Annotated in this window: 7 protein-coding genes; all 7 read right to left on the bottom strand. The window is 45.9% G+C overall.

Going from position 1 to position 14,284, the window contains the following annotated elements; all coding sequences use genetic code 11:
* Positions 1-134: 134 nt before the first annotated feature.
* On the bottom strand, positions 135-2,693 hold the full coding sequence (locus NQ565_RS16730) for a DUF4962 domain-containing protein (RefSeq protein ID WP_005657245.1): 2,559 nt from the start codon (positions 2,691-2,693) through the stop codon (positions 135-137).
* 126 nt (positions 2,694-2,819) lie between these two features.
* A complete protein-coding gene (locus NQ565_RS16725) occupies positions 2,820-4,538 on the bottom strand; it encodes a DUF6562 domain-containing protein (protein WP_005657243.1) in 1,719 nt (572 codons plus the stop codon).
* 42 nt (positions 4,539-4,580) lie between these two features.
* A complete protein-coding gene (locus NQ565_RS16720) occupies positions 4,581-5,591 on the bottom strand; it encodes a DUF6562 domain-containing protein (protein WP_005657240.1) in 1,011 nt (336 codons plus the stop codon).
* 14 nt (positions 5,592-5,605) lie between these two features.
* Positions 5,606-6,385 (bottom strand): DUF3575 domain-containing protein, encoded by a 780-nt coding sequence (locus tag NQ565_RS16715; protein WP_016661818.1) that lies wholly within the window; start codon positions 6,383-6,385, stop codon positions 5,606-5,608.
* 13 nt (positions 6,386-6,398) lie between these two features.
* The gene (locus NQ565_RS16710) at positions 6,399-9,017 is read right to left on the bottom strand and encodes a DUF4962 domain-containing protein (RefSeq protein ID WP_016661817.1); all 2,619 of its coding nucleotides are present in this window, start codon (positions 9,015-9,017) and stop codon (positions 6,399-6,401) included.
* A 168-nt stretch (positions 9,018-9,185) separates the two neighbouring features.
* Positions 9,186-10,871, bottom strand: coding sequence for a RagB/SusD family nutrient uptake outer membrane protein (locus NQ565_RS16705; protein ID WP_040316208.1), 1,686 nt, complete (start codon positions 10,869-10,871; stop codon positions 9,186-9,188).
* A 13-nt stretch (positions 10,872-10,884) separates the two neighbouring features.
* Complete coding sequence (locus NQ565_RS16700; protein WP_005657232.1) at positions 10,885-14,070, bottom strand: SusC/RagA family TonB-linked outer membrane protein; 3,186 nt, start codon at positions 14,068-14,070, stop codon at positions 10,885-10,887.
* Positions 14,071-14,284 lie beyond the last annotated feature (214 nt).

The raw sequence follows: 14,284 nt of genomic DNA, 5'->3' as shown, positions 1-14,284 counted from the left end.
TAACGCGTAAGGTTGTTCTTATACAACAAAGATACGAATAAATCTTCATTTTTACCGGAGATTTTGTAAAAATGAAGATTTATTATCAAGCGGAATGCAGTATCATCAGTATGCGATTGTTTCGTCTGTTGCTGTCAGCGGGTTATACGGGTGGATGCAGGCTGGTAGTCTGCTTGTTCCGTAACGGTGTAGTCCCCGTTTACCTTGTCGTAGAGTATGGAAGCGTCCGGACAGGCAGGCATGTAGGGTTGTCCGTTCAGGACAGGAGATGTATCTCCGTAGTGGAAAGAGGATTTCTTCATGCTGTGCGTCACGTTTAGCATGGCAGGCGAGGATGCGTCTAATTCTGCTTCTATGGTCCAATGACCGCAAGTCAGGATATTCCCCATTTGGTGTATTGGGGTAGGAGTGTCATTGTCGGTTTTTATCTGGATGATAGCAAGGATACGTACTTTTTCTTTTCCATCAATACAAGCCGTCAGATGCCACTGGTTAGGATAGGTGGTATCGGACGAACTGGCGGGTGGTACAGTAAAACGGTCGGTCTGCGACAGGGTTATCTGTTCATTGCTGAACAGGCTGGTGGTGGCGGTGAAAACTTTCTCTGTGTTACAAGTGGTTACTGTTTGCAGGTTGTTGTCGATACTGAACTTGGTGGGGCTGTGCAACAACCAATCCCACCGTGCGGTTTCTTTGGCTTCCAGTTCGTCGTAGAGTACTACGATGTCGGGATGCAGCATCAGTACGTGCCGACGGTATCGGGTGAGTGGTGTGGGTCCGAAACCATTTTCGGGCGTTTGCGTGATGCCGGCGGCTTCGAAGGCAGATACCCACATGGGATCCTTGCTGATTCCGGAATAGGCTTTCGAAGCATCTCCCAGACAATAGGAAATGTGTTCGCCACCCATGGCACGTACAATGCAGCCGTATCCTTCGGTGGAGAAAGGCTGCCCGATGCCGTTGACCAGTATCGTGTTATGGGCGCGGGTATGACGGTAAGACATCAGGTTGTGGGCATCCGAGAAGCTTGTGTAATAACCGCTGCTACGGTAGACATCCGTGCCACGGTACAGCAGATTGAAAGCATTCTGGTTGGACACGGTGTGGCTTCCCGAACCGAATGTGCTGGAACGGAATGCCAGAGCCAGATCGTTTTCCGTATCGGTGAGATTGCTGTGTATGGCTACTTCACCTGCATCTTTGTACCAGACGAGTTTCGGCGTGTCTTCCGGCAATTGTGTGCTATAGCCGATGTGGCTGCTTGCCATGCGGTAGAGCCGCATATCGGAATCGCGGACCAGTGTTTTTGCCGCTTGTTGTGCATACCAGCCCGCATATCCGTCGCCTGCCTCGCGTGCAAGGAAGTCGGCAAAGGCGGCATATTGGTAGGTTGCCGCAGTGTATTTTTCACTACCGTCGCCGAAACCGATGTTTTTGCTTTCGGGCGGGCAGGTAAAGGCGAGCGACTGTCCGGCATTCCGATACCAGGGATGCAATAGAAAGTCTTTGTGTGTGATGTACGAAAGGAGCATCGGCATGTAGAACAGGGTACGTGCGTTGTTGTTGAAATATCCCGTTCCGTTGTGCCATACTCCGTCCCGGTTGAATCCTGAAGCCGGAGCGCGGGCGGTCCATAATTCGTAGTAGTACTCCATGATTGGCAGCACTTCGCTTTTGTAGTTGTCATTGTCGTATAGCAGAAAAGCAGCCTGAAAGAGTATACGGAGATTTTGTTGCCAAAAGTGGTTGTCGAAGATATGATTTTCCTGAATGCCGCACTGTTGCGGATAGTAGTGATGCAGTACACGCATCAATAACTTTTCTGTATTCTGGCGTTCTTCGGCAGACAGCCGGTTATAGAGCAGGTCATAAGGTTTGAGAAAACAGAAAGCGATGTCGGTACTCCTGAAATTGTCGGCAAACAGGGTGGCGTCGCTTGCCGGAGTATCGGTTAACAGTTGCAGCAGTTCATGCAGTCGTTGGGCATATTTTTCCTGTTGTGTCAGGTAGTATGCCTGGTAAAGGTCTTGGATGTATTTCTTTAGGTCTCCGATTTGGTCGTAAGGGTTGACGATAGTTGTCAGGTCGGCATCGACGGCATTGTCGGCATTACCTGTCAGCCGTTGGTATTCGCTATGTGAGGTTACTTCTTGCCGGGCTGTCTGGATACGGTCGTCCAGAAAACAATAGAGGCGGGGGTAGGTGTGAGGGGCGTTTTTTTGAAATGTATCGAAAGGGGGAGTGACAAAAACGGGAGTGGTTTCTTTCACTTCAAATGTGTAGCTTTCGCTCCATGTCTCTTCAGTGCCGTCGGCAGTGATGTTGCGGAAACGCCAGTACCATGTTCCGTTTGCCAACTGTTTATGGGGGTTGAACATACACCATTCTACAGGTTCGGAAATGAGTGTTTCGGGGGTATCGAAGTTCTGGCTGCGTGAAAGGGAGAATTGCAGTTTTACACCGGTTTTCATGGCCTGCGGCACAATGAGGGGAGCGGGGTTCAGATAAAGTTCGTTGTCTGCTTTTGGGTAAGGCTGCTCCCGAATCTTGTCATGGTAGGCATCGGGCATTTCGGAACTGTCGGTACCGTCGGTGGCAGGCAGTTTGGGCATTGCGTCGTCATGGCAGGCACTGAATATCAGTAGGGCGGTAGAAAGACTGACTAATAGTTGCAGACAGGAACTTGTTTTCATAATGGTAGATTCTAAGTTGTTGCAGATACTTTGGGAATAGTGGCTTGTATGCTGGAAAGAATGAAGAAAGGCAAGGTATAAAGGGGCCTTGCCTTTCTTTTTTTATGACTGCTATTAAGGTCGGATTTAATTTATAGCTTTAAATATGGTGATTATAGGACGGATATTTACATTGGAAGGTGCATAACGATATATTTGATTATAAGTTTCTGCCGGTATTTGTTCTTTGTTTTCAGGAGCTGCTGTTGTACGTTGAAGTTGTATGCCGTATAAGTTTTTTGCATCGCAGGCTGTACTTGAGATAATATTGGCTAATCCTGAGCCATTTGCTCCGGTGCTGAATAAACCGCTCCAAATGTTTGATTGATTTTGGTAGGCAGTGAGATAGGCTTGTGCTAATTTCTCATTTTTTGTAATAGCTGGGAAATTTATTTCTGCATTATTAAAGTAAGTAATTGCTTCATTTCGACCTATGGTGATTTCAGTCATCTCCAATAATTGGCAAGCGGAGGGAATATACCATTGGCTTAGATTATTAGCATTAATGGGATTGGAAGTATTCCACTGCGTCCAATCATTAAAGCCATCTCCGACATTTTCAATCAGAGATTTGGTATAAGTAAAACCATTATAATCTTTAAACCAAGCATTATTTACGTTTATAGTATTTGACAGATTAAGTTCTCCTTCTGTTATATTAGTACGTGCTGTACTGATGTTTGTCAGTGCCATAGCATACCCATAGATTTTCATGCCATCTTTACCATATTCAGAATTATCTGTTTTATCTTTTGCATCAGCGAAGATAATGCCTATACTTTTTTGTTCTCCTTCAGCATTGTAAGTATCTCCCCAAGTTCCATCAGCATAGAGGTATTGTCCTACTTTCGGTGCATTCGGGTCTTCCTTTTCTCCGTCAATGGTTACATCTACATTGATGTCTTCTTCTTTGGAAAGGTTAGCTTCACCGTTAATTTCAGTATTCGGTTTAACTGTAAATCCGGCTTTGATAGTTCTTTCCACAGGAGTCTGACTTTCTGCAACATTGAACTTTATTTGGATGTCGCTATTAAACTTTGGTTCTGGCATTGTAGGATCTTCAATGAACAAATATGTTGAGAAATAAAGAGCATCATCCGCTTCTCTTGTAACTCCGGTTGCTTTTACGGTAGTCTTGGTTCCGGCAGCTTTGCCTGTCAGCATGTTGAATTCTCCCGGCATGTTGAATTCAATGTCCATTGTCGTAATCTGGTCTTTCCATTTGTCGTCAGCAGTAGGCTTCAGATTCAGTTGGGCGAAGGGGCGTTTCAATGCTATGCTCGGCGCTTCCGAATCTGCAATCATATCTTTGGACAATACACCGCAGAACGCATCGGCAGCGGCATTGTTGAAGAGTTTGACATTGTTGGCTGCGTCGGTTTCGTCTACCTTAACGCTGATGGCTTGCAGATTGGCGGTGTTGTAGTATTTATCGGCATATTTGCCTTCTGCTTCATTGGCATTTAAGTCTATATAATCAGCCCAAAACAGACAACTGTAGTCTATGCCGCTCTCTACCGAAAATGTGAATGAAATTTTGGTATCATCCGCACCTACCGGCTTTTCTATACGGGTAATTTCAGATTTGTCCTGATTGTTCACAACAGAAAGGATACAGCGTAACTGATTGTCATTAATTACGTTGTCTACACCTACGTTACGTGTTGCTGCTCCGGCAGGTATTTGTGCCGTAACAGTCACTTCTTTTGGGGTTCCGTTTTGAGTGGAGATAATCTCCTCTTCACTGCAAGCTGCAAAACAACCGATGAATGCAGCCATTACGATGTTTAATAATCTTCTTTTCATAATCTTAGAAAAATTAAAGTGTTATATAATTATTGTTGTTTCTTATTCTACAATCAAGTCTTCATCGATTGTTCCGTCAAAACCGGGGTCGATACCGATGCCGCCGGAAGGGTCGGCGGTCAGGAAGTTAGAATGCTTCACAATACGGTCGCCTTCTTTGCAGGCAATTGTAAGGTAAGTGCGTGCCAATAGTTTTTCTTTGCTGTCCAGCAACTCTACGGCAATAGGTATCTCACCGTTTTCCGGTACGAATACATAGTCGAATGCAGCACTTATTTCTTTTGTTCCTGCGGCAGGTACGGTAAGTGTACGGTTGAACGTGATGTATTGCAGACCGTGCTTGCTGACACCGTCCAATGTGTGGAAGCCGGTATTGTAAAAACCTAAATAGCGGACGCGCAGATTGTATTTGTCACCGGCTTTTGCACCGTCTGTCATAAATTTTTCAACGTCATTGGCGATTAATTCGTAACGGGCTGTAGGACGTTTCATTTCTGGATTTAAAGTAATCGAGGCATTCCACTGGTTGCGGTATTTGCTTAGGTTCAAGTCCTGGCAAGAATAGAGCACATCTTTATACTCGGTGTTTCCACGATAGGTCTCGGGAGAGATTACCGGTGCCAGTGTAGTGGTATTGTAATAAAGATCCTCATCGCTGTCAATGCCTACGTAGTCTGCCCATATTACCAACTGATAGTCGCGTGCGTGGAGTTTCATGCTGATTTCCGCGTTCAGTTGTGGTGCATCGGTTATATCTTTGTAGATAATCTGTCGTTTGGAGAGGATACGGTTCTGGTAAGCATCCACGATGATACGGTGGCGATGTCCGGCATCGGCACGGGTGAGGAGTTTGTTTTCTGCACCATTCTCTGCTTCCGGCTTCAATTGCAGTGATAAATCGATGTTTATGTTCACTTCGGTGGGGTCGATGCCCGGTTCGCCGTCTTCTGTCAGTTCGGGATGTTCGTAGAGACTGCATGCCGTTATTAATGCCGGCAGCAATAAAAGAAGACAAATGCTTTTGACAAACGGTAAATATATGTTCTTTTTCATGACTTTTTCGGATATTAGAAGCGGTAAACCAATGATGCGCCTGCGCGGGTAATCCCCCAGTAATTACGTTTACGGGTATCCAGTTTGGCACCGTTTTCTATGTTGTAATAAGTATTGTATTTCATGTTGGCATAGCCTGCACCAAGTGTGAATTCGGCTCCCCAATGTCTGGAGAAAGGCAGCTTATAGCCGTAGCTGATACCGGTGCCAAGTAAAGGCCATTTCTCTGTCTGGTAACGTGTATCTTCCCATTTCAGATTAAACCAGGCTGCATGAACATGCAAACCGAAAAAATGACCTTTTCCCGCCGATTTTAACCACCAGCGTCCTTCAGGCTGGAAAGCGATGGTGCGTAACCCGTGCTCGCGTTCGATGTCACCGATACTCCACATAACCGGAAAGTCAATGGAGATGTGGCTGTGTACTTTAACTTCCACAGCCAGGTTTTGTACGGCTACGGCAAGGAAAGGAAGATTGGTTTTCAGGACAATATAGCTTCCTGAACCTTCAGACCGGGTTGAGTTCTTTGATTTTATTTTATTTTTTGATGATGCCTGTTGCCCAGTTCTACTTTTGGACATATTGTCAAGAGAGGTCTGTGCCGTTTTTTTTGAAACTGCATTTTTGCCTTTCAGTTCGGTTTGCATCTCTTCCCAAGACTTGTATACGGTTTCTGCCGGTGAAGCGGAAGTTTGCATACGGGGCTTTCGGGGAGTTTGTGCCCAGATGGACAAGGAAGCCGTCAGGCATACTATGAAGACAATTCCTCGTTGCATATATGTATCAGGTTTCATATTTTTTTGTTTATTAGATTTCCAGTTCAGGTAATTTGTCTCGTAATGTCGTTTCATAACCGTCTTCGCGCACTATGGTTACTTCACCGTCGTAGGTTACTGCCGCATCGTATTGGGGTCTTGGAAAACGTACGTCGAATGAAGGCTTGCCTTCGGAAGATACATTGGCCTTGATTATCCAGCTTCCCATTTTGATACTGCCGTCTTTCAGACGCTGCGGCACGGCAAACGGTTTGTCCGGCGTAGTCTTGTTGACATGTGTATTGATAATGGTGACAAAGCGGTACACTTTATGTTTGCCTGAAGTAGCGGTAAAATGCCAATGGTTGGGATACTTCTTGAAGTTACCTTTATCATCTGCACGTAGCCAGTTTACAGCAGGCGTGAAGAATTGGCTGGTGGTATCGGTTTTCAGTTCGTCGCTTCCCAGAAGGTAGGCGTCGGAAACACCGTTCTTGCTGGTGGCCTGTACGTGTACGAAATCTTTTTCCCTACCTACATTCATCGGGTTGGTTACCGTGTGCAGCAGGTAGCTCCAAGTAACGGGTTCTTCCGCTTCGAGTTCGTCGTAAATAAAGGTAAATCCGGTCTTGCCCAATTCTACGATATGACGGCGGAATGTTTTCAGCTTCACGTCATCCCAGCCGGCTTCCGGACTGAAAGTAAGCTCTTCTTTTCGGGCTCTTGCCAGCCAGTTTTGGGAAATGACTTTCCCGTAGGCGTTGGAAGCATCTCCCAATATATAACCTATCTTTTCACCTACGTAGTAACGTGGAATCCAACCGTAACCTTCGGTTCCGATGCGTTGTCCGATGCCATTCACAAGAATTGTGTTATGTGCACGCGTAGCACGGTGGCTGAACATACTGTGGCTGTCGATAAAACTGATGTGATGGCCGCTGCTGTAGAAAAGCGGCTGTCCCGACCAGAAAGTGTTAAACGCATTCTGATTGGCAAGTGCATGCGAGGTGCTTCCGTAAGGACTGCTCCGGAAACTGATCATGGAGCTGCGTCCCAAGCGTTCCAGACTGGTGGAGAATGAAGCAAGCCCGGTTTCGGGGAAAACATATCCGAATGGCATATCCTTGAGTCCGGGACCTTCGGGCAACGGCTTGTTGCATTGCAGACGGAACCAGCCCAGACCGGCTTCTTTGCTTACGTTGTCCTCGGTTAATATATCGGCACGGCCTGCCTGAATGGTGCGGACATAGCTGGCGGCATACGTATTGCCCGTCATACGTGCCAAAGCATCTGCATAACCCACTCTGGAGCCTCTGGGGCGTGTAACGTTGAGATGAGCGCTTCCGTTTCCGGCTGATTTGGAGAAAGGCGGCTGCTGGTAAATAACATACATGGCATTTCCCTGATACCATGGGTCGCTGAAAAAGTCGAAACCGGAAATACGGCTGTAGAAGTAGGGAACCTCTATCAGCGTACGGACATTGACGATGAAATAGGAGTCTCCGTTGTGCCAGCCTCCATCTTTATTCAGTCCGGGGAAACGGGCTACCCAGAGGTTGTAGCAATAATCCACCCATGTGTCGGCTTCTGGCAGTTCGCCATATACGGTAAAAGCAGCCATTGTAAAGATGCGGAAAGTCATTTGCCATACATGGTTGTCGGCAATATGGTTCTCCAATCGGTTATTGAAATTAGCGAACATTTTGCTGCCGTTTACTTTTATGGCATCCAGCAGCATTTTGCGGGTGTCGGCATCAAGCAAATCGTATAAAGTATCGTAAGCGGTGGCACAAAGAGATACGAATGTGGCGGCGTTGAAATCGCCTACAATATTCTTGTCGCCGCTCCAACTCAGCATTTCCTTGATACGTTTCATGGCTTCATCGGAATAGCGACGGTCTTTAGTCAGCAGATAGGCGCGTATCAGTACATCTACATTGATTTCTTCATTGTCGATGATGCGGCGGCTTTCGCGCGTCAACATAGATTGGCGTTGCGAAGGATTGGTGAGTTTCTCCGCCAGTTTGCTGTTGATATCTTTGGTGGTTTTCATAGGAGTGGCGAGTGCTTTATCCGCACGCGTGATAAAGCTTTTGCGGTCTGCGCTTCCGGCACTGCGCCTGATGAGGTTGTCCCAATCGTTTTTATCCATATAGACGCGCGGATGTGCTTTGGGTAATCCGGCAAGTACGGTTTTCAGTGCCGGCGGACAAAACTTTCGGGCATTTTTTCCGATTGTGACTTGTTGTGTGCTTGCCCAATATGTTTTACCATTTACAATGTAGCCGAACTGCCAATGCCATACACCGGGAGCAAGGTCTTTTTCCGGATTGAAAAACGGCCAGCGTGTTTCTACTTGCGTATTTCCTTTTTTAAAACCGGGATCTTGTGACCAGCGCAACGCATAACGTAATTTGTTTTTGTCGGTTTTGGTACGTGCGGCTTGCGCAATCAAAGCTTTCAATGTTTTGTCTTGTGTATCAAGGTCGACAAGAAGCGGCCATTGGAAAGATATGCTCCGGTCACTTATTACGGCTTTGTCTTGCGGATATGGAGTGGCTCGCATTTCGTGCATCAATGTGGTATCGGTCAGCCGGATACGGGCAGGGTCCTGTGCTTCTACCGTTATGTTTGTTAGAAATAGTATTACTGTAAATAAGGTTGTTCTCATAAATATATTGTTTTGAATATTTTTCTCTGTCGGCAAAGCTATAGTATTTATTGCAGTAGCAATTTTTGCCTTGTCTATCAATTGTTTGACATTGGTGATTTTCCTTTTAATTTCGTTCGGGTTTCTTACAATTTTGTTTAATAATCGCTTGTATAAACACCTATAGCGTTAATATCCAGGGTTATTTACTCCTTCCAGTTTACCATTAATCTGTAGTTCATCTTCAGGAATCGGAAACAGTTCGTGCTTTCCTTTCTTGAAGTTTTGATAGGCAGGGTAGGCGGTATTGGTAGAAGTGTTGACTGCCGTATTTTCTCCGAATAGAGTCAGTGCTTCCTTTAATATACCCCAGCGGATAAGATCGAACTTACGCTGTCCTTCGAAAGCCAGTTCAAAACCACGCTCCCAATAAAGGGCGGTACGGAATTTGCCGGCATCGTCGTTATCATCGATGAAGTCGAGCTTTTTCATAAGTTCATGGGTCTTGAACAAACTTTTATAGTTGCGGGCAGTAATTTCTGTGGCACCGGCACGCTTGCGTACACTGTTCAGAAGTTCCCAGGCTTTGGCTGTATTGCCTGTTTCATTATAAGCTTCAGCCGCCATCAGTACGACATCCGCATAGCGCAACATGCAATAGTTGACGTCTGTATAGTTGGGGTCTTTATAGCCGGCAGGCATCCATTCACGTCTCCATTTTGCTGGAGTCCAGTTTCCTTTTTTCTTTGATAAGTCTGTCTTTTCGTGCATGCCGGTTTCTTTATTCCATGTCCAGCTATGCCTTCCGATGGCGACATCCCGGCGTGTATCCTGTGCCTCATAGAACTCATACCATTCGGGTATGGCGCGGTAGGAAACCGCTGCACGTCCCATTACTTTGTTCGCGTCTGCCGAATTTGCCGGTGCGTCTGCAAATATACCGATATAGGTTCCCCAATACCCTTTAGTGCCGGGATAGTAGAAAGATACTTCAAACAGGCTTTCCCGGTTGTTCAGAATGCCGGCAGAGAAACTTTTGAACAATTCTTCGTATCCGCCGTTATAAAAACCGTGATACTGTCCTTTTTCGGATTGAAAAGCTTCCCACTCGCTGATAACCGAATTAAAATATCGGGTGCGCAGCGTTTCGCCAGGGCGGGTCGTTTTGCCGTCCAGTTGCAGGCTGTATCCGGCGCGGGTCAGCAACACGCGCATCAGCAAAGCACGTGCGCTTCCTTGGGTGGCACGTTCGGGGGAAGAACTGTCATTGGCCCATTTCAGGTGTTCTTTAGCGAAATCGAGATCTTTGATGATTTGTTCGTATATTTCTTCGCGTTCTGTACGCGGTTTATACGAAGCCTCATAATCCGTTGTATAGTTTGTACTAAAAGGTACATCACCCCAATAGCGCACCAAATCGAACGCAGCTTGTGCACGTAAGAATTTCGCTTCGGCTACGAACGCTTGCAATACTTCGCTTTCACTATATCCGTCCATATTCTCGATACCCGCAATGGTATAATTGGCACGGTTGATTTGCTGGTATTTTCCTACCCATACCGCGTCTACCCATGTGTTGGCGGGACGAATGGTATAATGGCAGATATCACGGCGGGTGTTGTCGCTATTGGTTCCGCTGGCATAGTATGTATCATCGGAGCAGGGAAAAGCCATGCCGTCCTTATCTCCATAAATAGTGGGCAGTACGCTGTAGATTCCCAATACCGCCATGTCAGCCTGTTTATCGGTAATGAAGAAGTCTTTACGTTCGTAAGATGAATCGGGAGATTCGCTTAAGGTATCTTCGCAGGCAGTGTTGATGCACATGCTTGCCAATAAGAAGCAGATAGTATATAACGTATTATTTCTTTTCATGGTTGTATGTTGTTTAGAAAGTGATGTTAAGTCCGAATACATACGAGCGGTTACGGGGATAAGCGCCATAGTCCACACCCGGTGTCAGGTTGTTGCCTTTGGTGGATACTTCGGGATCAAAGCCGCTATAGGGTGTCCATACGAAGAGGTTACTGCCTGTAAAGTAAAGGCGGAGACTTTGAACGTTAAACTTACGTAGCTTTTTACGGTCGAAAGTATATCCCAGGCTTAGATTGCTCAGTCTTAGGAAAGAGGCGTCTTCTACTGCCCATGAGTGTATGTATTTGTCGCCTGCTTCCATATCATATATACATGCAACTGTTTTTCCGGCGTTGATTGCTGCCATTTCTGCCGGGTCGGTTATCGGTTGTCCTTCACTGTTGACAGTCATCCAGCGGTTGCTGCTATTGGCTATGTCCAATACGCTGTAATTGGTGGTGGCTGTTTTGGTGTTGGTCAGTTTGGTTGCATTCAGCACCTCACCGCCATAGCTGAAAGTGAAGAAGAGGCTAAAATCCCATTCTTTGTATTTGAATTGGTTGTTCAGACCACCGTAGAAGTCGGGATTGGCATTGCCGATGACAGTCATGTCCGAGTCGTCGATGATTTTGTCTCCATTCCGGTCTTCAAATTTCCACATACCGGGGCGGACGTCGTTGCGGTTAAACGTGCCGCTCATGTAAGGAACACCTTCTTTCAGGGTATATGTCTGGTTTTTGGCATCATAATCAAAGTCCTCTATCTGATATAATCCTGACGTTTTGTAACCATAGAATTGTCCGATGGGCTTGCCCACCTCGATTTTATGTGTTTTCTGGTCATAACCGAAACGGGCTTCTTCAAGGAAATACCGTTCTCCGGATAGAGCTTCAATCTTGTTGCGGTTGTGAGATATGTTGAAGTTTGTGGTCCATGTAAAGTTTTTCTTCTGTATATTGACGGAAGTAACGCTGAGATCAAAACCGATGTTGCTGGTCTTTCCGATATTCCGCATCATGGTTTTGTGTCCGGAAGAGGTCGGTACACGTGAATTCAGTAGCAGGTTGGAGCTTTTGTTGAGGTAAAACTCCGGAGAAACAATTATCCGTTGTTCCAAAAATCCCATATCTATGCCGATATTCAATGTTTTGTTCGATTCCCATTTAAGGTCGGCGCTGGGAATTCCGGATGTGGCGTATCCCGGTGACAGTGATTCACCGATAGGATAGCGGGTGGAGGTTAGTAAATCAAGCGATGTATAGCTTGCTACGCGGTTATTGCCGGCCAAACCGTAACCTATTCTGAGTTTCAGATCGGAGAAAAGATTCAGTTTTTTGACGAATTCTTCTTCGCTCATGCGCCATGCAACGGAAACAGACGGGAAAAAGCCCCACTTGTTATGGTCGGCAAATTTGGAAGAACCGTCGGTACGCACTGTGGCTGTCAGCAGGTACTTTTCCCGGAAGTTATAATTGGCACGTGCAAAGAAAGAGAGCAAACGGTCGTCGTCGTTGACGCTGGAGCGTATTTCGCTCGGAGTTCCCAAGTTCATGTCGTTCAGTCCGATGTCATTATTCGGGAAATTGGTAGCATACGCTCCTAAGTATTTGGCCCAGCGTGAAATCCACTCTTGACCCGCCATTACATTCAGTTTATGAATCTTGCCTCTATAATCGTAAGTGAATACATTGGAGGTCTGGAAACTGCCGTTTTCGTTGTAGGCAATGTTTCCGTTGATACTGGAGCGTTTGCCGGTAACGGACTTTTCTCCGTAGAATATATCCTGACGTGAAATTTGATAACGCATACCGGTACTGTTACGGAAGCTGAACCGTTTGGTGAAATTGAAAGTAAAACCACCGTTTGCCTGCATACTGCGTATCTTTCGGATTTTAGTCTCTTCTTGTGCGGAGAGGATGGGACTTTGCATGGGATTGGATTCATCGTCAATCAGGTCATCGTCTCCCGTTATCAAGTCGCGGTCATTACCGCTCAATGAGTTGACAGGACGGTATTGTAATATATGCTCCATTTTATTGAAGCGGTTATTACCTTCTGAAGTTCCCATGCCGTATGTTTTCGATTCATCGTAATTGAGGCGTGCGTTTGCCTGAAAGCGGCTGGAAGCTTTGTGTGAGATGTTAAAGGATATGTTATGGCGATCCATACCGCTTTTTATCATGGCGCCCAAATCTTTTACGTAGTTATAGGAAAGGCTGTATTTCAGTTCTTTATTCCCGCCGGAAATATTTATGCGGTAATTCTGGGAGGTTGTTACTCGTCCGAATGCTTCTTCCTGCCAGTCTACACCTTCCCGGTTTCCATAATTCTCGTCTATCTCCCGGAAAGAGCCGTAAGCATTCTGGAAACGCCGTACGCCACTTTCGCCATATAAGGCGAGATTGCGTTCGTAATCGAGCAATACATACTCCTTGGATGACAATACATCGAGTTTTTTGCTTACCTTCCGTATACCTATATAACTGTTAAAACTGACATTCATTTTAGAAGCGTCCTTAGCGCCTTTCTTTGTGGTAATCACTACTACGCCGTTGGCTCCGCGTGCTCCGTAAATAGCAGTGGAAGAAGCGTCTTTCAGGATGTCTATGGTTTCGATTTCACCGGGATCCAGGCTGTTCATGCCGTCTTCGCTGGGGAATCCGTCAATAACGTAAAGCGGTTCGTTACTTTGGGTAATGGAGATGCCGCCACGTACACGGATCGATACAGATGCTCCCGGTTCGCCTTCGCTTTGCATGACTTGTACACCTGCCACGCGTCCTGCCAGTGCTTGTGCTACGTCAGAAGTAGGGGTTTGCATCAGGTCTTCATTTTTCACAGACACTACGGAACCGGTCAGATCGCTTCGTTTGCTTGTTCCGTAACCGATGACAACAACTTCGTCCAGAATCTTACTGTCTTCTTGCAAAGTCACATTGATTTGTTTTTGTCCTTTTACCGCTACTTCCTGTGTTCTCATTCCTATATAGGAAATTACCAGTACATCTTTGGCAGGGTTATTGACTTTGAGGGTGTATTGCCCGTCGATATTGGTGATTGTTCCAACTCCCGTACTTCCTTTTATGGAAATGTTGGCGCCGATAACTTCCAGCCCGGTATTGTCTATGACTTTTCCGGTAACGGTGAAATCTTGAGCGTGAATACCCGGTATGCAGAGTAAGCAGGCCATTACAAGGACGATTCTTCGGATGTTTTTCATATGGAATCTATGATAGTAATAACAATTTGTTTTTGCGTTTGCTAAATTAGGTTCTTTCCCATTTAATCGCTTTTTAGTGTGTGTTGTAATTCTACAGTATCGTTGATTTGGCTTTTAGTTCTGTCCAGTTTTCTTATATTTTTGTAGAAAAAGTATGGGACAGGTATATAAAAACAGCCTGGGTTTACGTATTCAACGTAATCCCAGGCTGTTT

It is taken from the genome of Bacteroides stercoris ATCC 43183, from assembly GCF_025147325.1.
GTDB classification, from domain to species: domain Bacteria; phylum Bacteroidota; class Bacteroidia; order Bacteroidales; family Bacteroidaceae; genus Bacteroides; species Bacteroides stercoris.
The sequence above is the reverse complement of the archived record's forward strand: the minus strand, read 5'-3'. Positions and strand labels throughout refer to the sequence as shown.